The sequence below is a fragment of the Acidocella sp. MX-AZ02 genome, assembly GCF_000306035.1.
Taxonomy (GTDB): Bacteria; Pseudomonadota; Alphaproteobacteria; order Acetobacterales; family Acetobacteraceae; genus Acidocella; species Acidocella facilis.
The window spans coordinates 769294-790884 of the sequence record NZ_JH976208.1; the positions used below are offsets into that span (position 1 = coordinate 769294).

21 protein-coding genes and 1 tRNA gene are annotated in these 21591 nt (G+C 67.1%); 5 read left to right on the forward strand and 17 right to left on the reverse strand.

Going from position 1 to position 21591, the window contains the following annotated elements:
* Positions 1-25: 25 nt before the first annotated feature.
* From MXAZACID_RS11935 to folP, 14 genes are all read right to left on the reverse strand, one after another.
* Positions 26-1363: a DUF3100 domain-containing protein gene (locus MXAZACID_RS11935; RefSeq protein ID WP_008494626.1), complete on the reverse strand. Its 1338-nt coding sequence runs from the start codon at positions 1361-1363 to the stop codon at positions 26-28.
* Positions 1364-1438: 75 nt separating this feature from the next.
* Positions 1439-2866 carry a M20/M25/M40 family metallo-hydrolase gene (locus MXAZACID_RS11940; protein WP_008494627.1) on the reverse strand — a complete coding sequence of 476 codons (1428 nt, stop codon included), beginning with the start codon at positions 2864-2866 and terminating at the stop codon, positions 1439-1441.
* 4 nt (positions 2867-2870) lie between these two features.
* Positions 2871-3746 carry a VOC family protein gene (locus MXAZACID_RS11945; protein WP_008494628.1) on the reverse strand — a complete coding sequence of 292 codons (876 nt, stop codon included), beginning with the start codon at positions 3744-3746 and terminating at the stop codon, positions 2871-2873.
* On the reverse strand, positions 3743-4513 hold the full coding sequence (locus MXAZACID_RS11950; protein WP_008494629.1) for a serine O-acetyltransferase: 771 nt from the start codon (positions 4511-4513) through the stop codon (positions 3743-3745). The genes MXAZACID_RS11945 and MXAZACID_RS11950 overlap by 4 nt, the downstream gene beginning before the upstream one ends.
* Positions 4503-6041 carry an aldehyde dehydrogenase family protein gene (locus MXAZACID_RS11955; protein WP_008494630.1) on the reverse strand — a complete coding sequence of 513 codons (1539 nt, stop codon included), beginning with the start codon at positions 6039-6041 and terminating at the stop codon, positions 4503-4505. The genes MXAZACID_RS11950 and MXAZACID_RS11955 overlap by 11 nt, the downstream gene beginning before the upstream one ends.
* Positions 6041-6922, reverse strand: a complete 882-nt coding sequence (locus MXAZACID_RS11960) for an NAD(P)-dependent oxidoreductase (RefSeq protein WP_008494632.1) — start codon at positions 6920-6922, stop codon at positions 6041-6043. The genes MXAZACID_RS11955 and MXAZACID_RS11960 overlap by 1 nt, the downstream gene beginning before the upstream one ends.
* A gap of 85 nt (positions 6923-7007) precedes the next feature.
* Positions 7008-7955, reverse strand: a complete 948-nt coding sequence (locus MXAZACID_RS11965; protein ID WP_008494633.1) for a LysR family transcriptional regulator — start codon at positions 7953-7955, stop codon at positions 7008-7010.
* A 13-nt stretch (positions 7956-7968) separates the two neighbouring features.
* A complete protein-coding gene (locus tag MXAZACID_RS11970) occupies positions 7969-8292 on the reverse strand; it encodes a putative quinol monooxygenase (RefSeq protein WP_035180396.1) in 324 nt (107 codons plus the stop codon).
* Between the two features lie 89 nt (positions 8293-8381).
* The gene (locus MXAZACID_RS11975) at positions 8382-9020 is read right to left on the reverse strand and encodes a nitroreductase family protein (protein ID WP_008494635.1); all 639 of its coding nucleotides are present in this window, start codon (positions 9018-9020) and stop codon (positions 8382-8384) included.
* A gap of 212 nt (positions 9021-9232) precedes the next feature.
* Positions 9233-9306, reverse strand: a tRNA-Arg gene (locus tag MXAZACID_RS11980).
* An 82-nt stretch (positions 9307-9388) separates the two neighbouring features.
* A complete protein-coding gene (locus MXAZACID_RS11985; protein ID WP_008494636.1) occupies positions 9389-10924 on the reverse strand; it encodes a methyl-accepting chemotaxis protein in 1536 nt (511 codons plus the stop codon).
* Between the two features lie 60 nt (positions 10925-10984).
* Entirely contained in the window at positions 10985-11779 is a 795-nt protein-coding gene (thiD, locus tag MXAZACID_RS11990) for a bifunctional hydroxymethylpyrimidine kinase/phosphomethylpyrimidine kinase (protein ID WP_008494637.1), read from the reverse strand.
* Positions 11776-13146 (reverse strand): phosphoglucosamine mutase, encoded by a 1371-nt coding sequence (gene glmM / locus MXAZACID_RS11995; RefSeq protein WP_008494638.1) that lies wholly within the window; start codon positions 13144-13146, stop codon positions 11776-11778. The genes thiD and glmM overlap by 4 nt, the downstream gene beginning before the upstream one ends.
* Positions 13139-13978, reverse strand: coding sequence for a dihydropteroate synthase (gene folP, locus MXAZACID_RS12000; RefSeq protein WP_039885216.1), 840 nt, complete (start codon positions 13976-13978; stop codon positions 13139-13141). Before folP ends, glmM begins: the two co-directional genes overlap by 8 nt.
* A gap of 95 nt (positions 13979-14073) precedes the next feature.
* Here folP and MXAZACID_RS12005 point away from each other — a divergent pair, with 95 nt between their 5' ends.
* The 4 genes from MXAZACID_RS12005 to MXAZACID_RS12020 are packed head-to-tail and all read left to right on the forward strand — an operon-like array spanning position 14074 to position 18126.
* A complete protein-coding gene (locus tag MXAZACID_RS12005) occupies positions 14074-14733 on the forward strand; it encodes a glutathione S-transferase (protein WP_008494640.1) in 660 nt (219 codons plus the stop codon).
* The gene (locus MXAZACID_RS17880; RefSeq protein ID WP_008494641.1) at positions 14730-15191 is read left to right on the forward strand and encodes a copper chaperone PCu(A)C; all 462 of its coding nucleotides are present in this window, start codon (positions 14730-14732) and stop codon (positions 15189-15191) included. Before MXAZACID_RS12005 ends, MXAZACID_RS17880 begins: the two co-directional genes overlap by 4 nt.
* 29 nt (positions 15192-15220) lie before the next feature.
* On the forward strand, positions 15221-16849 hold the full coding sequence (locus MXAZACID_RS12015; RefSeq protein ID WP_008494642.1) for a glycosyltransferase: 1629 nt from the start codon (positions 15221-15223) through the stop codon (positions 16847-16849).
* A complete protein-coding gene (locus MXAZACID_RS12020; protein ID WP_008494643.1) occupies positions 16846-18126 on the forward strand; it encodes a glycosyltransferase family 4 protein in 1281 nt (426 codons plus the stop codon). Before MXAZACID_RS12015 ends, MXAZACID_RS12020 begins: the two co-directional genes overlap by 4 nt.
* A 103-nt stretch (positions 18127-18229) precedes the next feature.
* Here MXAZACID_RS12020 and MXAZACID_RS12025 read toward each other — a convergent pair whose 3' ends face one another.
* The 3 genes from MXAZACID_RS12025 to MXAZACID_RS12035 are packed head-to-tail and all read right to left on the reverse strand — an operon-like array spanning position 18230 to position 20943.
* The gene (locus tag MXAZACID_RS12025) at positions 18230-19465 is read right to left on the reverse strand and encodes an MFS transporter (RefSeq protein WP_008494645.1); all 1236 of its coding nucleotides are present in this window, start codon (positions 19463-19465) and stop codon (positions 18230-18232) included.
* Between the two features lie 6 nt (positions 19466-19471).
* Positions 19472-20152, reverse strand: a complete 681-nt coding sequence (locus MXAZACID_RS12030; protein ID WP_008494647.1) for a TVP38/TMEM64 family protein — start codon at positions 20150-20152, stop codon at positions 19472-19474.
* Positions 20149-20943: a glycosyltransferase family 2 protein gene (locus MXAZACID_RS12035; protein WP_008494648.1), complete on the reverse strand. Its 795-nt coding sequence runs from the start codon at positions 20941-20943 to the stop codon at positions 20149-20151. Before MXAZACID_RS12035 ends, MXAZACID_RS12030 begins: the two co-directional genes overlap by 4 nt.
* A 183-nt stretch (positions 20944-21126) precedes the next feature.
* On the opposite strand from MXAZACID_RS12035, the gene dksA reads away from it, so the two are divergent.
* Positions 21127-21540 carry an RNA polymerase-binding protein DksA gene (dksA, locus tag MXAZACID_RS12040; protein ID WP_026440636.1) on the forward strand — a complete coding sequence of 138 codons (414 nt, stop codon included), beginning with the start codon at positions 21127-21129 and terminating at the stop codon, positions 21538-21540.
* Positions 21541-21591: the final 51 nt, after the last annotated feature.

The window sequence follows — 21591 nt, forward strand, 5'->3', positions numbered from 1 at the left end:
CAACCCCCCCAGAACTTTTGCGACCTTATTTCGGCAAAGTGACTTCCGCGATCAGGCTCGCGAAGATGAAGGTGCCGGCATTGGCCACCAGCGAGACCAGCACGATCCGCCAGCCCAGCGCCTTGAACAGCTTGATATCCTTGGCCAGCGACATGCCGGCATAGGTCAGCACCACCGTCGCCAGCGCCAGGAAATGCATCTTCCCGGTCAGCAGCGTGATCGCATGCGCCCCCGGCCAGAACGGCGCGGTCAGCGCCATGCCGATCAAGGTGGCCCAGAACACCGCCGGGATCTTCACCGGCAGGAAGCGCGCCAGCGTCGCGCCCAAAGCCGCCACCGCGACGATGATGACCGTGCCGAGCAGCGCCGCCTGCGGCGCGGTCTTGTAGGTGATCCAGTTGCCGGCCACCAGCGCGATGAAGGCGACGATGGCCAGCAGCCCGACCATGGTGCCCCAGCCGAACGCGATCTCCTTGGCGTCATTCACCGAGAGGCTCGCATCCGGCTGGCCGACAGCCTTGCGGCCGATCATCGGCTCCAGCGTGCGATAGATGAAATTCGCCAAAGGCAGCGAGATGAACAATGTGAAATAGGTGCCAACCGTCGTGGTGATCAGGTTCGAGGCCGCGGCGAAGGCCGCGATGTCATGCGCCATGCCGGCCGGGGACTGCGCGACGATGCCGCCGGTCGCTGCCGCCATCATCGAGCCGGAGCCGACGCCAGCGCCCATTGCCAGCGCCAGCGGGTTGAACAGCCCGGTGCTGGCGATCAGGCTGGCGAGCACGGAGATGAACACCGCGCCGACCACCGTGCCGGTGACATATTCAGCCAGCACGCCGCGCCCTTCCGGCGAGCTCATGCCGTATTTTTCACCGATGATGGCGAGGTTCGGCTCACGCCCGACGGAGTAGGTGGCCCCCACCGCCTCGCGCTTGATGCCCAGCAGCAATGCCAGCGGCAGCGCGATGATGATGGTGCCGAGGAAATGGCCCAGCTCCTGGAACACCAGCGCCCAGCCGGACTGGATCAGCTTCGGCAGCGCCGCCCCCACCAGCAGCGCCAGATCGGCGACGAAGATCAGCACCGCAACCTGAATGATGGCGGAGGCCTTCTGCTGCTCGGCCCGGCGCACGCCCAGGCCCTGCGGCAGCTTGGTGGCGATGATGCCGGCGAAAATGCCGAGCAGCATGCCCCAGACCAGCGGCAGCAACGTGACTTTCATGCTGCCCAGCGGCACGTTGATCGGCCCGATCAGCTCGGCGATCACCGTCATCGCCAGCGCCCAGCCATGCACCGTCCAGCTGGTGAACAGATTGCCCTGCGCCGGCGGCGCTGTGCCCTCATAGATCGTGGTGTTTTCCATCTCTCACTCCTCGTGCCGCCTCGGCACCGCAAAAAACATGGGAACCGTGTGGTCCTGTTGATCGTCCTTGTTGCATCACCGCCCTCTTCGTGGCGGCGCACCCTCTGCGGTCTCGGGGGTGCCGAGGTCCCACCACAACCCGGCGAAGGCGAGCACGGCCTCCCGCGCCGCCGCCACCAGCAGATGTTCGTCAGGCCCGTGTTGCTGGCAGCCATTATGGCCGTGGGGAATCCAGATCAGCGTCGTGTTCAGATGGTCCTGGAACACATTCCCCGGCATGCCGCCGGAGGTCGCTGGAATGTGCTGTATCTTGTGGCCGAGCGAACGCGCCATGCTGGCGACGGCCCAGCCCACCCAAGGGTCGTTCGCATCCGAGGCGCTGCCCGCCATGCCGATGCGCGGATTTTCGATCTTCACCTCGGCAAAGCCCGCCGCATCCAGATGCGCGCGCAAGGCCGGCATCAGCGTCTCAGGGTCGGTCTGCGGCACGTAGCGGATCTGGCAATGCGCATGGGCGCGCGGGGCGAGCGCATTGGCCGGGGCCTCCGGCGCGCCGCACAGCATCGCCAGCACGATGAAGCTGTTCCAGGCATAGAGTTTTTCGGCCGGAGAGAGACCCGGCTCGCCCCAGCCCGGCTCCAGCGTCGCCGCCGCGCCGCCCATATCCACCGGGCAGCCGGCGAGCATGGATTTGATCTCGGGAGAGAGCGGCGCCGGGCGCCAGCCTTCCACGAGTATGCGGCCATTGCGATCAGCGATGCAGGCCAGCGCATGTGAGAGCACGATCACCGGGTCCGTGGTCAGCCCGCCCCAATGGCCGGAATGCACGCCCCCTTGGCGCGGCGCCACCACCAGGTCGAAATGATAATTGCCGCGTGTGCCAGTGGCCAGGGTGGGCGTGGTCGGGGTCACGCGCGGGCCGTCGCTGGCGATGAAGACGTCGGCGGCCAAACGCGCAGCATGGGCGGCGACGAAGTCGCGCAGGCCCGGCGAGCCCACCTCCTCGCCGGTTTCCAGCACCAGCTTCACATTCGCCCCAAGCCTCCCGCCGCGCGCCTGCAGCACCTGTTCGAGCGCGAACAGATTAATGGCGTGCTGGCCCTTATTGTCGGCACTGCCGCGCCCATACCAGCGCGCGCCGTCTGGGTGCTGCTCGCGGCGCAATTCCCAGGGCGTGCGCCCGGCACTCCATTGCGCCTCCATGCCGCGCACCGTGTCGCCATGGCCGTAGGTGATCACGATGGGCAGATCCTCGCCCTCCAGCCGCTCGGCCAGCAGGATCGGCCCGACCCCCGGCTTCGGGTTCGGGTGGAGTTCCCAGTGAAAGCCCAGCGCATCCAGCCAGGGGCCGATGCCCTGCTGCAGATAGCGCCCCAGATCGGCCGCGCGCGCGGGGTCCTGCGAGGAGCTGGGGATGGCGACGAGCCCGGCCAGGTGGGTTTCGAAGTCCCCCGCATCGAAGGCGGCGGCAGCGTTTTCGAGCGCTTCGATGCGGGAGGTCATGGGCTCAGCCTTTCACGAAGCGGATGACGACATTGCCGCAAGCGGCGACATCGCGCACGGCGGGGCCGGAGGCGGTCTCGCAGACATCGTGCCCGGCCCGCGCCAGCAGCGCGCGCACCGCCGCCAGATCCTGCACCGCGATGTCGATCGCCGCCCCCGCCGGGACGTTCGGCGCCAGCACCGGGCGCGGCGTGTCGCCATAGACCGAGGCCCAATCCGCCGGGTGCAGCACTCGGAACACGCCCTGGCCGGTCGGCACCTCCCAGCCGGCGGGGCCGGGATTTGCGGGGCCGAACATGGCGGTGAGGCGCGAGAGCGCTTTCTCCTGCGCCTGCGCCAGATAGGTGACGGCGGCGATGTGATGCGCGCCATTGGCGTGCTGCATCCATTCCGGGCGCCAGAGCAGATGCGGCTTATGTTGCTGCGCCAGGAAATGCGAGGCGCGCGGCAGAGCAGGATCGAGGAAGATATCCAGCGAGACCACAGCCTCGTCCCAGTCCATGCCCGGCGGGCGAACCTTGCGGCGGAAATCCACCGGGCCCTGGCTGATCAGCCCGCGCGCTTTCAGCGTCGCCGCGTCGGCGCGGCTATCCGTACTGTGCAGGGCCACCAGCGCCATGCCCTCGCGCTCGGCCAGCGCCTCTTGCATGTGCCGGCCAAAGGCGAAGCCGCCGATTTCGAGATTGTCGATCAAGGTTTCGTCATAGATGCCCATCAGCTCCAGCGCGCAGCGTTCCATCACCGCCAGGCTGGTGCTGGTGCCCCAGGGATGCTGGCCGACCGGGGTGAGGGTGAAGCCGAGCGAATTATAGAAGGCTCGGGCCGCCTCGATGTCGCGGACCAGGATGAGCGGATGGTCGATGCCGGGCAGCGTGGTCACAGCGTATGGTCCTGTTTCGTATAGCCGTAAGGGTGGGCGTAGGCGCTGCGGGGCCGGGCCGGATTGCCGGCGGCGGTGGTGAAGGGCGCGACCGAGGCCAGCACCATGCTGCCGGCGGCAACGACCGCGCCTTCGCCGATTTCGATATTGCCCAGGATGGTGGCGCCGGCGCCGAGAATGGCGCCACGGCGGATTTTCGGATGGCGGTCGCCCTCCTGCATCAGCGTGCTGCCGAGGGTGACACCATGCCAGAGGCAGACTTCAGGTTCGATCACCGCCGTCTCGCCGATCACCACGCCGATGCCGTGATCAAGAAAAATCCCGGGGCCGATCCGTGCTGAGGGGTGGATATCCGCGCCCAGCACGCCCGCCCCGGTCTTCCAGGCCAAAGCCAGAGCGCGCTGGCCGTTCATCCACAGCGCATGGGCAACACGCCAAGCGGCGAGGATGTGAAAGCCGCGCCCGCCGAGCCAGATGCCCAGCCGCCCGCCCGGCTCGAAATTCAGCCGGTGGATGGTCTCCAGATCGGCGAAGCTCGCCGCCACCGCGTCCGGATCGGCGGCATAGGCGGCCAGGGCGATGGCGCGCAGCCGCTCGGTGGGCAGCCAATTGGCCGGGGGGAGCCGGCTGAGCATGCAGGCCAGCCCCTCAGCCGGGCTGCGCGCCGCCAGCAGTGGCGCCAGAATGGGGCCGAGATCCGGCGCGTCGCCAAGGCCGGCCTTGGCGTCCGCCCGCAACTCGGCCCAGCCGGGGAGCTCAGCCGACATAGCCGAAGGGCGCGGCGGGGTTGGCGGCGGTCTCGACCCAGACGCTCTTGATCTGGGTGTAGGCGCTCAGCGCCTCGCGCCCGGAGGAGCGGCCAAAGCCGGAGCGCCCGAACCCGCCGAAGGGCGAGGCGACATTGATGGTCTTGTAGCCATTGATCCAGAAGGTGCCGGCGCGCACCGCCCCGGCCACGCGATGGGCGCGGCCCGGATCCTGCGTCCACACCGCCCCGGCCAGGCCGTAAGGTGTGTCGTTGGCCAGCGCCACCGCATCTGCCTCGTCCTCGAAGGTCAGCACGGCGAGCACCGGGCCGAACACCTCCTCGCGGGCGATCAGCGCATCGCGCGCGACATCGGCCAGGATGGTGGGGGCATAGAAATAGCCGCCGCTATTTTGCAGCGCGGCCGGGCAGAAGCCGCCGGTGGCAAGCAAGGCGCCGCTCTGCGTGGCAGCCTCCACCATCGCGCCGATCTTTTCGAACTGGCGGCGATTATTGATCGGGCCGATCTGGGTGGCGGGATCGCTCGGCAGGCCGAACGGGATTTTCGCCGCTGCCGCGGCCAGACGCTCGACGAACTGGGCGTGGATGCGGCGATCCACCAGCAGGCGCGAGCCCGCCACGCAGCTCTGCCCGGCACCGCCGAAGATGGCGGCCTGGGCGCCGATCAAGGCGCGTTCAATGTCAGCATCCGCGAAGACAATATTGGCGGATTTGCCGCCCAGCTCCAGCACGCTCGGGACAATGTTACGCGCGGCGGCGGCGGCGATCTGCGCGCCCGCCTCGGCGGAGCCGACAAACACGACCAGCCGCGTATCAGCATGCGCCACGGCGGCGGCACCTGTGGTGGGGCCGGCACCGGCGAGGATGGAGACCAAGCCGTTCGGCACGCCCTCGGCCATCTCGCACAATTTGCCCAGCACCAGAGAGGTGAGCGGGGTGAGCTCGGAGGGTTTCAGCACCACGGCATTGCCCGCACAGATGGCCGGGGCGATCTGCCAGCCGGCGGTGAAGATCGGCGCGTTCCAGGGCGTGATCTGCACCACAATGCCCAGCGGCTCCGGGCGGGTATAGTTCAGATGCGAGCTGGGAACCGGGATGACCTCGCCATGCAGCTTATCGGCCCAGCCGGCATAATATTCGAACATCTCCGCTACCTTGGCGACCTCGCCGCTTGTATCGCGGATCGGCTTGCCGGCGGAGAGCATTTCCAGCTCGGCCAGCGCCTCGGCATGGGCACGGACCAGACGGGCGATCTCGTTCATCGCCCGGCCGCGCGCGGCGGCGGTCTGTGCCATCCAGGCGCGCTGGGCGCCACGGGCGGCCTGCATCGCCTGTTCCACCACGGAAGCCCCGGCATCGGCGAAGCTGAGCAGGGCCTTGCCGTCGGCCGGGTTGGTCAGGGTCAGGGCGGCGCCGGTGCCGGGGATGATCTCCCCTGCAATATAGCTGCCCATCTTGCCGCCCAGCAGCTGGCCGATCAGCGCCTCAACACGCGCGGCGGCGTGGCTCATGGTCATCGTATCGGGCATCACGCCATCTCCTTGCGGTCGCGGTAATCCGCCATGCGGGTGAAATCATCCTGGTCGGCGAGCCAGCCAGCCTCCTGCCAGAGCTGCTTCACATGCTGGCTGAGCGGCAGCGCCACGCCGCTTTCCTCGGCCAGCTCGATCGCCAGGCGTACATCCTTGCGCATCAGCCCGGCGGAGAAGCCGCTATCGAAGCTGGCGGGTAACACCCAGCGCGGCACCATCACCTCGCTGATGGCGGAGCGGCCGGTGGCGGCGTTCACCACTTTCAGCGCCGCTTCCGGGGCGAGCCCGGCGGCGGCGGAAAGGCGCAGCGCCTCGCCGGTGGTCACCAGATGCGCCGCCACCAGCAGATTATTCACCAGCTTGGCGATATTGCCCGCCCCGCTGGGGCCGACATGGGTGGCCTTGGCGGACATCGCGGCCAGCACCTTCTCGGCCCGGGCGACATCAGCCTCGGTGCCGCCGATCATCATTGTCAGGCTGCCGGAAGCCGCCCCCGAGGGGCCGCCGCTGACCGGCGCATCCAGCAAGCCATGCCCGGCCGCGGCCAGCGCGGCGGCGAGGCGGCGGGTTGTGCCGGGGTCCGAGGTGGAGGTGTCGATCACCAGCACCGAGGCATCCTTGCGGCTCAGCAAGCCCCCTTCGGCGGTGACCACGGCTTCGACATCCTTGGCGTAGGGCAGGGAGAACACCGCCGCGTCCACCTGCCGCAGCAAAGCCAGCTGGTCCTCGATGAAGATGATGCCCTCGGCTTCGATCATCGCCCGGCGGGCCGGACTGATATCGAAGCCCAGCACCTCAAAGCCGGCGCGCTTGAGCGAGGCGGCCATGCCGAACCCCATATTGCCCAGCCCGATAACGCCGATCCTGCGTAGTTCCATATGCGATACACCCCTTGGTCTCGGCAGGAGCTTCGCGGCCAGGAGCGTTCAGGAAAAGAACTTAATTTCGAAGGATCTGTTGCTTTTACGGCAACGATGATGCCGGATGCAGCGCGAGCAGCCGCTCCCCTAGCCAATGCAGCAGCGTTTCCGTCGCCGCCGGCAGCCGCCGCGCGACGCGCACCTGCAAATGCGCCATGGCCTCGGCGAGCAGCGGATCGGAGAGCGGCAGCGCTGTCACCCTCTTGTCCCGCAACTCCGGAAACACCACGAATTCCGGCAGAAACGCCACCCCCATGCCGGCGGTCACGAATTGCCGGTGCGCTTCGAAGGAGGCGCTCTCCAGCCTGGCGATCAGGCGGAAGCCGCCATTCGCCTCGGCCCGGCCGATCAGCTGGCGGATGCCATGATCGGGCGGCAGCAGCGCCGTCGCCTCATAGGCGAAGCTGCGCAGACTGACGGGCTTGCGGTGCCCTGCCATCTCATGCCCCGGCGGCAGAATGGCGCGGATGGGCTGGTGCGCCTTCACCACCGTGCGCACATCCGCATGGGCGGTGGGGTTGTAGGCGAGGCCGATATCGGTCTCGCCAGCCGCGACGGCGGCGGTGATCGCATCCGTGGTGCCGAGCACGATGCGGTAGCTGATGCCGGGAAATTCGCGGGCGAACCCGGCCAGGGCGTTTTCCATCAGATCGGGCAGAAATCCGGCGCCGCAGCAAATCTGCACAATGCCTTGCTGCAGCCCGCGCAGCTGGCGCAGACGGTCGGTGAGGGCGGTGGCTTCATCCTGCTGGCGCTGGGCGTGTTCGGCGACCAGCCGCCCGGCCTCGGTCGCCACCACGCCGCGGGGCAGGCGCTCCAGCAGCAGCGCGCCGCAACTGGCCTCCAGCTCGGCGATCTGGCGGCTGATCGCCGAGGGCGCGACATGCAGCGCCTCGGCCGCCGCGCGGATCGAGCCCAGCCGCACCACCGCCAGAAAATAGCGCAAAGCGCGGTCATTCAGCGGGCGGGCGGCATCGGGCGCGGGCGGCATGGGGGCTCCCGGCTCAGCCCAAGGCGAACAGCTCGGGCCCGGCGACGCGAATCATCGGCCCATCCAGCAGATCGCGGGCGAAAAACAGGAAGCGGTTCATCGGGTCGGAATTATGATAGGCGGAGAGTGCGGCTTCGTCGCGGCAGCGGGCGGTGAGGGCGAACAGCCCGGCATCGTGCGGGTCCTGAACCAGGCTCAGCTGCAGCGTGCCCGGCTCCTGCAGCCCGGTCAGCTCCGCCAGATCCAGCAGCGCCTCGCGGATCGCATTCTCCCGCCCGGGCTTCGCCCGCAGGATGATCAAGGTGCTGAGCAAGGGGGGAGCGGAGGCTGCGGTCATGCGCAAGCCATAGGTGCATGGGCCGGTCCGCGCAAACAGAAAAACCCGGCCTGCGGCAGCGGCGCGGGCGCGCCGCTGCCAGGGGCGTGTTATTTCACGTAGCTGATGAATTGTTCCGCCGGACGACGGACTTTTTGCAAATTCACCAGCCAGTCGCGCTCAGCCGCGCGGTAGCCCAGCGGCAGCAGCAGCACGCTGCGCAGATGCCGCGCCTTCAGCCCGAGAATCTCATCCACCGCTTCGGGGTCGAAGCCTTCCATCGGGGTGGCGTCCACCCTCTCGAAGGCGGCGGCAATCAGCGCCGCGCCGAGCCCGATATAGGCCTGGCGCGCGGCGGCCTGGTAATTCGCCTCGGTGCCGCGTTCGGCGACGATGCCGAGCAGTTTCTGCCGGTAGGCTTCCCAGCCTTCGTTCTTGAAGCCGCGCACCTCGTTGGTGAGGTCAAACATCATGTTCACGCGCTCGGGGGTGATATCGTCCCAGGCGGCGAAGACCAGCAGATGCGAGCAATCCGTCACCTGCGCCTGGTCCCAGGCGACGGCGCGGATTTTGGCGCGGATCTCGGGGTTGGTGACCACCAGCAGCTCGAAGGGCTGCAGCCCGCTGGAGGTCGGCGCCAGGCGCACCGCTTCCAGGATGGCGTTCAGTTTTTCCGCCGGCACCTGCCGGGACGGGTCAAAGGCCTTTGTCGCATAGCGCCAGGAAAGCCGTTCGTTCAAGCTCGTCATCGAATATCCTTCATCATGCAGGGCCGTTCTCTGGTCCCTGCGGCCGATGGTTCGGAGATTTGGAACGATCAAGGCCGGCCACAACCCCCTGCGCGGAATTTTGGCGAGGGTAGCGTTTCATCACCCATGGACGCAGTGCCGATGGACGCAGCGGCCAGGTCTATGCGGGGCAAGAGGTGGGCGGGGCCGAAGCGCTGTCGGGCAGGGGGGAATGTCCCCGGCGGGATTCGAACCCACGGCCCCAGGATTAGGAATCCTGTGCTCTATCCTGCTGAGCTACGGAGACATAAGAAAAAACCGCCTCGGCTGGTTTCCGGCGCTGCCGGACCTGGCCAAGGCGGTTCTCTTTAGCCCGACTTCGACGGATTTCAAACCCGGCTTGCCGCCTGGGCGTTCACCCGCCGGCGGGCCGGGGTTGGCAGGCGGTTGAGGCTGGGCGGGGCGGAGGCGTTGCTGCCCAGGCGGAACGCCGCCAGCGACGCGTTCAGCCCGTCGATCTCCACCCGCAGCGAATGCACGGCGGCGGTGGTTTCCTCCACCATCGCGGTGCTTTGCTGCACGGCATTGCTCATCTGCCCCAGCGCTTCGTTCACCTCGCTCAGGCCACCGGACTGGTTGGCGGCGGTATTGGCGATGTCGGAGATCACCCCGTCGATCTGCCCGACCCCGCTCATGATGCCATCCAGCGTATCGCTGGTCTTGCGCACGAGATCGACACCTTGATTGACCTGCGAGGAGCTGGTGGAGATCAGCTCCTTGATCGCTTTCGCGGCTTCGGCCGAGCGCTGCGCCAGGGCGCGGACCTCGGAGGCGACGACGGCGAAACCCCGCCCGGCATCGCCGGCGCGCGCCGCCTCCACCCCGGCATTCAGCGCCAGCAAATTTGTCTGGAAGGCGATATCGTCGATCAGCCCGATGATCTGGCCGATCTCGCGCGAGGAGTTTTCGATCTGCCCCATCGCCTTGGCCGCCTCGGCGACGACATTGCGCGAATTCGCCGCCCCGGCATTCACGTGGCTGACCATCTTGTTGGCTTCCGCGGCGCCGCCGGCCATCTTGCGCAGGCCTTCGGTCAGCACGTTCAGCGCGGTGGTGGATTCCAGCAGGCTGGCGGATTGCTGCTCGGTGCGCTGGGCCATGTTGTCCGCCGCCTGGGACAGTTCCTCGATATTGCCGTTGATGGTGCGCGAGGAGTTCGGGATGCTGGAGAGGGTGGAGGCGAGCTTGTCCAGCGCGGCGTTGAAATCATCGCGTAGCCGGTCATACTCCCCTGGCATGGTGTTGCCGATGCGGTGGGTGAGATCGCCCGCCGCCATCGCCTCCATCGCCTGGCTCATCGTCCGCACCACCGCGGCGGCATTTTCCCGCGCCTTGGTTTCGGCGGCCAGGCGGGCGCGGTCGGAAACCTCCAGATACACGGTGATCGCCATTTCCATATCGAGCAGCGTCGTCTTGGTGACGGCGACGGCTTCCTCGATCGCCTGCTGGCGCATCTGGTTTTGCGCCGCGCCGAAGCGCGCCTTGGGCCAGCGCGCTTCCAGCAGCGCGGTGAGCAGATGCTCCAGCACGATGTTATAGCCGCCGATATACCAGCGCGGCTCCAGCCCGATCCTGGCATGCACCTCGCCGATGAAGGTGACGGCGCGGCCATAGGCTTCGTCCAGCCGGCCATCGGTAATGCCGTCCCAATGGGCGCGCTGCTTCTCCTTGGCGTGGCGCATCATCTCCTCGGAGGCGAAGAATTTCGCGGCCTCGGGGGTTTTGCGGATTTGCGTGTAGGAGGCGTCCAGCGCCTCCGGCAGGGCGGCCATGACGATGGGTTTCGCGCCGCGCAGCCGGGCGCGCAGAGGCTCGGATAGTTTGATGAAACTCAGCCGGTCGTTCAACGCCTTGATCATGGACATGCGGCTTGCTCGTGCTTGTGGAAGGTACGGGCAATACAGCAGGCCGCTTTTAAGATTGGATTAAAGCCGAACGGCCTCGATCGAAACGAGATGATTGACCGGCCCATGCCCGGCCCCCAGCCCCGGCGCGGTGGCGATGGCCGCCTGCAGATAGTCCCGCGCCCGCCGTACGGACGCCTCCAGCGCCAGCCCTTGCGCCAGAGAGGTGGCGATGGCCGAGGACATGGTGCAGCCGGTGCCGTGGGTGCTGCGGCTCTCGATGCGTGGCAGGGTGATCTCGACGACGCTGTCCCTGGTCACCAGCAGATCGGTCAGCGCCGCCCCCGTGCCATGCCCGCCTTTGATCAGCGCTGCCTTTGCCCCCATCTCCAGCAAACGCTGCCCGGCGGCCAGGCGCTCGGCTTGCGTGCCCACCGGCAGCCCGGTGATCTTCGCCGCTTCCGGCAGATTCGGGGTGATCAGCGCCGCACGTGGGATCAGCGTTTCGATCAGCGCCGCAATCGCCTCATCGGGTAACAGCACGGCGCCTGAGGTGGCGACCATCACCGGGTCCAGCACCATCGGTACGCTGTCGGGCAGCGTCGCGGCGACGGCGCGGATGATGGCCGCATTGGTCAGCATGCCGAGCTTGATCGCATCGACGCCGATATCCTCGATCACGCAGCGCATCGCCAGCGCCACGAAGTCCGGCGGCACCGGATGCACATCCTTCACCCCCAGCGTGTTCTGCGCGGTGAGGCCGGTGATGGCGGTGCAGCCATAGCCGCCGAGCGCGGTGATGGTTTTCAGATCCGCCTCGATCCCGGCGCCGCCGCCGGAATCCGAGCCGGCAACTGTAAGGACACGCGCGATCATTCCGCCGCCTGCGCGGTGGCGGCGGCGATCTCGCCGCACAGCCCCTCGACGATCTCCTCGATCAGCCCCTGGTCTTCGCCTTCCGCCATCACCCGGATCAAGGGCTCGGTGCCCGACGGGCGGATCAGCACCCGGCCGGTGCCCTGCAGGCGCTTCGCCGCAGCCTCGATGGCGGCCTTGATGTGCGGCAAGGCCAGCGGCGAGGCGCCGCGATAGCGGACATTGCGCAGAAGCTGCGGCAGCGGCGCGAACACCCGGCAGGCCTCGGAGGCGCGCTGGCCCGAGCGCACCAGCACCGAGAGCACCTGCAAGGCCGCCACCAGCCCATCGCCGGTGGTGGCGAAATCCGAGAGGATGACATGGCCGGATTGCTCGCCGCCCAGATTTTTCTGCTCCGTGCGCATCGCTTCGGCCACATACCGGTCGCCGACCTTGGTGCGGGTGAGGCTGACGCCCAGATCCGCCAGAAACCGCTCCAGCCCGAGATTGGACATCACAGTGGCGACGATGCCGCCGCCGCGCAGATTGCCCGCCTGCGCCATGTCGCGCGCGATGAGGCCCAGGATCTGGTCGCCATCGATGATCTCGCCCCGCTCATCGGCCAGGATGACGCGGTCCGCATCGCCATCCAGCGCGATGCCGATATCGGCATGATGTTCCAGCACCGCCTCGCACAGCGCCCTCGGCGCGGTGCTGCCAGCCTCGCGGTTGATGTTGAAGCCGTCGGGCGAGACGCCGAGCGGGATCACCTCGGCACCGAGTTCAAACAACGCCGCCGGCGCGACCTTGTAGGCGGCGCCATGCGCGCAATCGAGCACGATGCGCAGGCCGTCCAGCCGCAGGCCGCGCGGGAGCGAGAATTTCGCCGCCTCGATATAGCGCCCGGCCGCATCCACCAGCCGCGCCGCGCGGCCCAGCTTCTCGGGCGGCGCCATGCGCTCCGAAAGGTCTTCGGCCATCAGCGCCTCGATCTCGGCTTCCGTCTCGTCCGAGAGCTTGGCCCCGTCCGGGCCGAAGAGCTTGATGCCGTTATCCTCGAACGGGTTATGCGAGGCGGAGATGACCACGCCGAGATCCAGCCGCAGCGAGCGGGTGAGCATGGCGATCGCAGGTGTCGGCAGCGGCCCGGCCAGGGTCACGTTCATGCCCGCCGAGATGAAGCCGGCGGTCAGCGCCGGCTCCAGCATATAGCCGGAGAGGCGGGTATCCTTGCCGATGATGACACGGTGCCGGTGATTGCCCCTGGTGAAGAGCAGCCCGGCCGCCTGGCCGAGCCGGAGCGCCATTTCCGCCGTCATTGGCGCTTTATTGGCGGTGCCGCGAATCCCGTCGGTTCCGAACAGGCGGCGTTGGGGCTGTTTATCCATCGTCTCTCTCTAAACTCCGCCAGACCCGTAAGGCTTTCACGGTCCCGGCCACGTCATGCACGCGCAATATATGCGCCCCTTGGCTCACGGCATAGGCCGCGGCGGCGAGGCTCTCCGGGTCGCGCAACCCGGCCTCGGTTTCCCCTGAGATTTCCCCCAGAAACCGCTTGCGCGAGAGGGCGATGAGCAGTGGGTGGCCAAGGGCGGCCAGCCGCGCGGTGGCCTTCAGCACCACGATGTTCTGCGCCCCGATCTTGGCGAAGCCCAAACCAGGGTCCAGGCAGATCGCCTCCAGCTTGATCCCCGCCGTCAGAGCGGCGTCGCGCGCCGCCAGCAGCTCGGCTTCCACCGCGCCCACCACATCGTCATAGACCGCCAGGCTGTTCATCGTCGCCGGGGTGCCGCGCATATGCATCAGCACCACCGGGCAGCCGGTTTGCGCCACCAGCCTTGCCGCATCGGGATCGTGGCGCAGGGCGGAGACGTCATTGACGATCCGCGCCCCGGCCTCCAGCCCGGCCGCCATGGTCGCGGCGTTGCGTGTATCCAGCGAAATCACCGCGCCTTGCGCCGCCAGCGCCCGCACCACCGGCAGGATTCGGCTGATTTCCTCCTCCGGCGTCACCAAGGCCGCGCCGGGCCGGGTGCTCTCGCCGCCAATATCGAGAATATCAGCCCCCTGCGCCAGCATCCTTGCCCCGGCGGCGATGGCGGCATCGAGGCTGGCATGGGCGCCGCCATCGGAGAAGGAATCCGGTGTGACATTGAGGATTCCCATCACCAGCGGCCGCGTCAGCGCCAGCCCGGCCCAGATTTTCGGTGCGTCTGCCATGCCGGCCCGTATCATGCCGGGCCGCGCCGGGGCCAGCCTTGCCACGCGCCGGGGGATATGGCCTTTGCTGGGAGCAAGTTCAAAGGAGGTGCTGAATGACGGCGAAGCTTTATCTGGGCACGGCGCGCTATTCCTCCTGGTCGTTGCGCGGCTTTCTGCTGGTGCGGCTGGCCGGGCTGCGGGCGCAGGAGATTTTCGTGCCGCTGGCCGGCGGCAACTCCCCGGAGGTGAAGAAAATCTCGCCCAGCGGCATGGTGCCCTGCCTGGAGCATGAGGGCGCCACGGTGTGGGAGAGCCTCGCCATCGCCGAATATTGCGCCGAGATCACCCCCAGCCTGTGGCCGGCGGAGCGCCTGGCCAGGGCGCAGGCCCGCGCCATCGCCGCTGAGATGCATGCGGGCTTCCGCGCCTTGCGCATTGCCATGCCGATGGTGCTGGGCCGCCCGGATTATGCCGGGCTCGGCCGAAATGAAGAGAGCCTGGCCGATATCGCCCGCATCGAGGCGATTTGGGCTGAAACCCGGGCGAAATTCGGCGCCGGCGGGCCGTTCCTGTTCGGGGCGGACTTCACCGCCGCCGACGCGATGTACGCCCCGGTGGTGGCGCGCTTCCTCACCTTCCAGCCGACGCTCTCGCACACTTCCAAGGCCTATTGCGTCGCGGTGCGCGCACATCCTTTGGTTGCGGAATGGTATGAGATCGCGGCAAAAGAACCGGACTCCTGGAAACTCGAGAAATATGAGAGCCTCGCATGATGCTGCGTAAAACTCTGCTGGCCTTGCCGGTTCTGGCCGTTCCCTTGCTCGCTGCCCCCCTGCTTGCGGGGCAGGGCGCCCTGGCCGCCACCACCACCCCGGCGATCAATATCCGGGTGGATCACGGCTCGGTCTATATGACCAAGGATAAGCAGACCAGCACGCAAGGCTTTCTGCAGATCCATAATGACGGCTCGACCGACGATGTGCTGACCGGCTGGGATTGCAGCAATGCCGACAAGACCGCGCTGCTGGACAAGGACGGCAAGCCTCTGACTGAGCTGCGCATCCCCGCCCGGCAGAGCGTCACGCTGGCGCCGGGCAGGGATTATTTCGCCCTCAGCGGGCTGCGCTATCCGGTGCAGCGCGGGAGCATCATGCCCTGCGCGCTGACCTTTCAGCAGGCGGGGCAGGTGGGGGCGTTCCTCAACGAGGTGAAGCCGCCGAAGCAAAAATGAGGCTGTGATGCGTCTGGGCGGAGAGTGGCATGAGTGAGGGGGGCAAAAAGCCGGCGAAGGGCCAGGCCTTGGCGCCGGTGCCGCCGGATTTCGATGAGCAGACCTATCTGCGCCTGAACCCGGACGTGCTGGTGGCGGTGGCGGAAGGCAAGTTCCGCTCCGGGCGCGAGCATTATGAGCATTATGGCCGCGCCGAGGGCCGGCTTGCCTTCACCCCTGGCGGGCTGCCGCGGGACCGCGTCATCATCACCGCCCGTCCCGGCCAGGCGGATGCCGCGCCGCGCGTGCCCGCCGGGGCGATCGACGCGGTGCAGCTCTCTGCCTCCGGCGGGCTCTATGTCATTGGCTGGGTCAATGACGCGCTGGACCGGCTGGATGCGATCGAGCTTTACGTCGCCGGCTGGTCGATGGCGTTTTCCGCCGCCGGGCTGGCCCGCACCCGCCGGCCGGATGCGGAAAAGGCGTTGGGGCTGCAGCAGCCGCACGCCATCGGCTTCTGGGGCTTTCTCTATGCCGGGCAGCGGCTGATGCCGGGCAAATGCAATCTGGTGATGCGGCTGAAATCCGGCGCCGAGCTGGCGGTGATCGTCAGCATCGAGCCGATGGAGGATCTGGCGCTGCGCGGCATCGTGCTGCAGCAATTGGCCAGCGGGCATTATCCGGGGCCGAGCTATTTCAACGCCGTCGCCGCGATCGAGGCGGGGATCGGCGAGCAGCTGGTGGATTTCAGCCGGATGCTGACCCGCCGCGCGGTGAGCGCGCCTTATATCGAGCGGTTTCACCAGCCCGGACGGGCGCTTTCCGGCTCCGTCATCGTCTGCCTGTTCGGCAAGCCGGATTATCTGATCCTGCAGCAGGCGCTGCTGGCCCGGCAGGCGGGGGCCGGGGATTATGAATATATCTATGTCTGCAACAGTCCGGAGCTGGCGGAGCGGCTGCAGAAGGATGCGCGCATCGCCCATCTCACCCATGGGCTGGATATCACGCTGATTCTGCTGCCGGAGAATGCCGGCTTCGCCGCCGCCAACAACCTCGCCGCCAGCCATGCCCGCACCGACCGGCTGCTGCTGCTGAACCCGGACGTGTTCCCGAAAGCCGCTGGCGAGATGGCGCGGCATCTTGAACTCGTCGCTAGCGCGCCGCCGGCGCAGACCCGGCTGCTTGGCGCGGCACTTTATTACGATGACGGCGCGCTGATGCATGCCGGCATGTATTTCGAGGCGGATCGCTGCCCCGGCTTTGCCATGGCGCGGCGGGAGGATCTGACCCTGTTGCGGGTGGAGCATTACGGCAAGGGCGCGCCGGCCGAGGATGCGGCGCTGCTGCGCCCGCGCTTCGTGCCGGCGATCACCGGGGCCTTCATGTCGATCGCGCGGGACTGGTTCGAGACGCTGGACGGCTTCTCCGAGGATTACATCTTCGGCCATTACGAGGATGCGGATTTGTGCCTGCGCAGCCTGGAAGCCGGGCAGCCGGCCTTCCAGAGCGATCTGCGGTTCTATCATCTGGAAGGCAAAGGCGGGGCGCGGCAGAGCCAGCATGAGGGCGGGGCGGCGGTGAATCGCTGGCTGTTCAATCTTCGCTGGGGGGCGCTGGCGGCGCGCGCGCTGATGGGGCCAAGCCCTTCGCATGAGGCTTTGCAGGGAGATCCGGCATGAAGGTGCTGATCATCGCCATGTATCATCCTGAGCTGGTGCGCGGCGGCTCCCAGCAGGTGGCCCATGAGCTGTTCCAGGCGCTGCGGGATACACCCGGCGTCGCGCCGACGCTGCTCTGCTCGGCCGACCATAACAGCCCGGCGATGTTCAAGAGCGGGGCGCGGATCACCGGCTTTGACGGACGGCCGGATGAGTTCCTGTTTCTCAGCCATGATTATGACTATGTCTGGCAGAAATTGCCGCTGCCGCTGCAGGCTGAAGCCTTTTTCGACTTCCTGCGGCGCCTCCAGCCGGATGTGGTGCATTTCCACCATTTCATGACCTACGGCATCGATTATCTCTCGCTGGCGCGCAGCGCGCTGCCGGCGGCGAAAATCGTGTTTACCGCGCATGAGTTCCTCACCATCTGCGCGCTGGATGGCCATATGGTGCGCAAGACCGATGGCGCGCTCTGCGACAAAGCCAGCCAGGTGCGCTGCCATCAATGCCTGCCCCAGCGCAGCCCGGAAGAGTTTTTTCTGCGCGAGCACTGGATGAAGGCCCATTTGGCGGTGGTCGACCTGTTCACCGTACCCAGCCGCTTCATGATCCAAAAATTCGCCGATTGGGGGCTGCAGGCAGCGAAATTCCGGCATGTGCCGAACGGGCTGGAGCTGCCGGCCCCGGTGCGCGAAACCGCCCCCGCCCGGCGCAACCGGTTCGGGTTTTTCGGCCAGCTGATCGATGTCAAGGGCATCCATGTGCTGCTGGAGGCGGTGACCATTCTGCGCGCCGAGGGGTTCAGTGATTTTTCCCTGGAAATCAACGGCGAGAACATGCATTTCGCCAGCCCGCAGCGCCGCCAGGAGATGGAGGCGTTCTTCGCCAAGGAGGCCGCCAAGCCCCTGGAGGCGCAGCACGTGCGTTTCAATGGAGGCTATCATCACAGCCAGCTTGCCGCGCGCATGGCGCGGGTGGATTGGGTGGTGGTGCCCTCGACCTGGTGGGAGATTTTCTGCCTGGTGATCTCGGAGGCCTGGGCCTGTGGCCGGCCGGTGATCGCCTCCAACAAAGGCGGCCCGGCGGAGCGCATCGCCGATGGCGAGACCGGGCTGCTGTTTGAGCTGGGCGACGCCCGCGCCCTGGCCGAGACCATGCGCAGGGCGGCGACCGAGCCGAAATTATGGGACAAGATGCACCGCGCCATCACCCCGCCGCCGGGCCGGGCGGAGATGGCGGCGCAGTATCTGGACATCTATAAGGATCTGCTTGGCGCGCCTTCGTTGGCGGCGCGGTGATCTAGAGCAATATGTGTTTAGGTTGACGCGACAGCGTCCACCTAAACACATGAAATTGCTCGCCGAAACAAAACTTAGAGCATCAAGCTAAAAGCTTGATGCTCTAGATTTCTTGCTGAACATTGTGCGGGGTGAAGAGCCGCCCGCGTTCGGCGATGGCCACCACCGCGAATCCGGCCAGGCTGCAGAGGCAGAAGCCCAGCGCCAGCGGCCGCAGCGTGCCGTCGAACTGCAGCCCGATGACGATGCCGATCAGCGCCGAGCCCAGCATATTGATGAAGCCCTGCACCGCGGCGGCGGTGCCGGCGATATGGCCGAGCGGCTCCATCGAAATGGCGGAGAAATTCCCGGCCAGCAGGCCGAAGGAGAACATCATCGCGGTCTGGATGATGGCGAAATGCCAGAGCGTGTCGGTGCCGGCGAAGGCGGCGCCGGCCTGGGCGGCGGCGGTGAGGATGAAGCCGAGCATCGCCCCATGGGCAAGCCGGCGCATGCCGAAACGCTCGACCAGCCGGGCATTCAGCAGCGCCGCCAGCGCCATGCTGATCGAGCAGATGGCAAAGATGGGGGGAAACAGAGCCGGGCGGTGAAAAATCTCGGCGAAGACCTGCTGGGCGGAATAGATGAAGCCGAGCCAGGCGCCGAGCAGCAGCATCGCCGCCAGTGTGTAGCCGAGCGCGGTGCGGTTACGTAGCGTCGCAATCGCAGCGCTACGAAAGGGCCGCCAGGCGACGGGGCGGCGATCCGCCAGGGCCTGCGTCTCCGGCAGCCGCCAGGCGACCCAGAGGGCGGTGAGCCCGGCATAGAGGCCGAGCGCCACGAAAATCGCCCGCCAGGGGGCGACCAGCAGCAAGGCCTGGCCAAGAGAAGGGGCGATGATCGGGGCGCCGAGAAACACCATGAAGGAGAGCGAATTCACCTTCGCCATCTGCCGGCCGGCATAGCAGTCGCGGATCAAGGCGGTGACCATCACCTGCGAGCCGGCGGCGGCGATGCCCATCGCGGCACGAGCGGCGAGCAGGGCATTGAAGCTGCCAGCCAGAGCGGCGGCGAAGGCGCAGAGCGTGTAGAGCCCGAGGCAGCCCAGCAGCAGCTTTCGCCGCCCGAAGCGGTCCGCCACCAGCCCGTAGCCGAGCTGGCTGGCGCCGAAGGCGATGACGAAAATGGCGATGACCCATTGCCGCTGATTGCCATCGCCCAAATGAAAGCTGGTGGCGATGGCGCCCAAGGCGGGCACCATCATGTCGATGGCCAGGGCCACAATGGTCTGGATGATGGCGATGGTGGCGACGAAGGCGCCGAAGGAGAGGCCGGGATGTGGGGAGGGGGCGCCTTGCATGGCCGCCTATATGGCGGGACGGCTCCGGCGCCACAACACCACGCCCAGCAGGGCGGAGATGAGGAAGGTGGTGGCCCCCAGCATCAGGATATAAGCATGGTCCGGCGCGCTGCCGCGCCCCAGCAGCGCGAAAACCACGGTTTGCGGGATGAAGCCGATGGCGGAGGCGGCCAGGAACGGCAGCAACCGCACGGAGGTGAGGCCGGCGGCGAGGTTGAGCAGCAGATTATTGCCCACCGGCATCAGCCGTAGCATCAGTGTGGCGGTGAAAGGGTGGCGGACCAAGGTGCGATCCAGCCAGGCCAGGCGCTTGCCGAATTTGCGCCGGCAGAAATCCTGCGCCACGGCGCGGGCCCAGATGAAATCCAGGCTGCAGGCGAGCACCTGCGCCACCAGGGCGATGGCGGTGCCATAGAGCGGGCCAAAGGCATAGCCGGCGGCGAAGGCGGGGATCTGCCGGGGCAGGCCGATGGCGATGAGCAAAGTGGAGAGCACCAGGAACAGCCCCTGGCCGCGCGCCCCGCCCTGGGCCAGCAGGCTGGCAAGCGTGCTCTGCGCGGCGCCATGGCCGAGCAGCGGCAGCGCGGCGGCAATGGCGATCAGCCCCCCCGCCATCAAGGCCGGTTTCAGCGCCTTGGAGGTGACGGCGGCGAGCCCCATGGCGCGGGAGGGCTGCTCTTTATTCATTCGACGATCTCGACCTGGGGTACCTTCCAGCGGCGCTGCAGCCAGGCGACCCCGGCGAGATCGACGATGCCGACCTTCAGACGTTGCCAGTTATTGTAATGCGAGGCGCCATGGGCGCGGGCATGGTGGCGCACCGGCACCGAGACCACCTGGCCGCCGGCGCGGATGAACAGAGCCGGCAGGAAGCGGTGGATATGGTCGAAATGCGGCAGCTCCAGGAAGGCCTGGCGGCGGAACAGCTTGGCGCCGCAGCCGGTATCGGGCGTGGCATCCTTCAGCGCCCAGGCGCGCACGCGGTTGGCCAGACGTGAGCCATAGCGCTTGGCGTTGGTATCCTGCCGGTTGACGCGGTGGCCGGCGATCAGCACGGGCAACGGCCCCTTGGCCTCGGCGGTGCGGATGGCCTCCAGCATGGCGGGAATATCCGCCGGGTCGTTCTGGCCATCGCCATCCAGCGTGGCGATATAGGTGCCCTTGGCGTGCTTGACGCCGGTGATGACGGCGCCGCTCTGGCCGCAGCTCTTGGCGTGGCGCAGCCGTACCAGGGTGGGCAGGGTCTGGGCGATTTCGGCCAGGATCCGCGGCGTGGCATCTGAACTGCCGTCATCGACATACAGAATCTCGTGGGCGAGCCCGGCCAGGGCCGTGCTGATCGCCTCGATCAGCGGCTTCAGGTTGGGGGCCTCGTTATGCACCGGCACCACGACCGAAATCAGCGGTGCGCCAAGGGCAAAATCGGCTTCGGAGATCGGGCGCGGATCGATGTTCATGATGGCATTAACAATCAGCATTGGGGCGTATCTATGGCGTTTCACCCCGTTTGCATTGCGAATTGTGACATGGCCCGCGCTGGCGCGGGCCGCAAGAGCCGGCGCGCCGCTTGGCTTGTTCCCTGTGCATCGCTATAAGCCCGCTCGACCATAAGGGGGCGGGTAACAGGACTCGCCTATAAGATTTAAGGATCTGACGGAATGTTGATTTCGTTACCGCCGGATTATCGGCCATCGGACGACGAAGAGTTCATGAATCCGATGCAGACCGAGTATTTCCGCCAGAAATTGCTGCGCTGGCGGGCTGATCTGGTAAAGGAAGCTAATGGGACGCTGGCCTCGCTGGGCGAGGGTGGGATTCTCGAAGCCGACATCACCGACCGTGCCAGCGTTGAGACCGACCGGGCGCTGGAACTGCGCACCCGGGACCGGGCCCGCAAGCTGATCGGCAAGATCGACCAGGCGCTGCTGCGGATCGAGAATGGCTCTTACGGGTTCTGTGAGGAAACCGGCGAGCCGATCGGGCTGAAGCGGCTGGAGGCGCGGCCGATCGCGACCATGTCGATCGAGGCGCAGGAGCGCCATGAGCGGATGGAAAAAGTTCACCGCGACGACTAGGCACAAAAAACCGGGGCAAATCGCCCCGGTTTTTTGTGCCCGATAAATAAG

Coding starts and splice junctions, on each gene's coding strand:
- MXAZACID_RS11935 (WP_008494626.1), bottom strand. CDS start 1,363: ATGGAAAACACCACGATCTATGAGGGCACAGCGCCGCCGGCGCAGGGC.
- MXAZACID_RS11940 (WP_008494627.1), bottom strand. CDS start 2,866: ATGACCTCCCGCATCGAAGCGCTCGAAAACGCTGCCGCCGCCTTCGAT.
- MXAZACID_RS11950 (WP_008494629.1), bottom strand. CDS start 4,513: ATGTCGGCTGAGCTCCCCGGCTGGGCCGAGTTGCGGGCGGACGCCAAG.
- MXAZACID_RS11955 (WP_008494630.1), bottom strand. CDS start 6,041: ATGCCCGATACGATGACCATGAGCCACGCCGCCGCGCGTGTTGAGGCG.
- MXAZACID_RS11960 (WP_008494632.1), bottom strand. CDS start 6,922: ATGGAACTACGCAGGATCGGCGTTATCGGGCTGGGCAATATGGGGTTC.
- MXAZACID_RS11965 (WP_008494633.1), bottom strand. CDS start 7,955: ATGCCGCCCGCGCCCGATGCCGCCCGCCCGCTGAATGACCGCGCTTTG.
- MXAZACID_RS11970 (WP_035180396.1), bottom strand. CDS start 8,292: ATGACCGCAGCCTCCGCTCCCCCCTTGCTCAGCACCTTGATCATCCTG.
- MXAZACID_RS11975 (WP_008494635.1), bottom strand. CDS start 9,020: ATGACGAGCTTGAACGAACGGCTTTCCTGGCGCTATGCGACAAAGGCC.
- MXAZACID_RS11985 (WP_008494636.1), bottom strand. CDS start 10,924: ATGTCCATGATCAAGGCGTTGAACGACCGGCTGAGTTTCATCAAACTA.
- thiD (WP_008494637.1), bottom strand. CDS start 11,779: ATGATCGCGCGTGTCCTTACAGTTGCCGGCTCGGATTCCGGCGGCGGC.
- glmM (WP_008494638.1), bottom strand. CDS start 13,146: ATGGATAAACAGCCCCAACGCCGCCTGTTCGGAACCGACGGGATTCGC.
- folP (WP_039885216.1), bottom strand. CDS start 13,978: ATGGCAGACGCACCGAAAATCTGGGCCGGGCTGGCGCTGACGCGGCCG.
- MXAZACID_RS12005 (WP_008494640.1), top strand. CDS start 14,074: ATGACGGCGAAGCTTTATCTGGGCACGGCGCGCTATTCCTCCTGGTCG.
- MXAZACID_RS17880 (WP_008494641.1), top strand. CDS start 14,730: ATGATGCTGCGTAAAACTCTGCTGGCCTTGCCGGTTCTGGCCGTTCCC.
- MXAZACID_RS12015 (WP_008494642.1), top strand. CDS start 15,221: ATGAGTGAGGGGGGCAAAAAGCCGGCGAAGGGCCAGGCCTTGGCGCCG.
- MXAZACID_RS12020 (WP_008494643.1), top strand. CDS start 16,846: ATGAAGGTGCTGATCATCGCCATGTATCATCCTGAGCTGGTGCGCGGC.
- MXAZACID_RS12025 (WP_008494645.1), bottom strand. CDS start 19,465: ATGCAAGGCGCCCCCTCCCCACATCCCGGCCTCTCCTTCGGCGCCTTC.
- MXAZACID_RS12030 (WP_008494647.1), bottom strand. CDS start 20,152: ATGAATAAAGAGCAGCCCTCCCGCGCCATGGGGCTCGCCGCCGTCACC.
- MXAZACID_RS12035 (WP_008494648.1), bottom strand. CDS start 20,943: ATGCTGATTGTTAATGCCATCATGAACATCGATCCGCGCCCGATCTCC.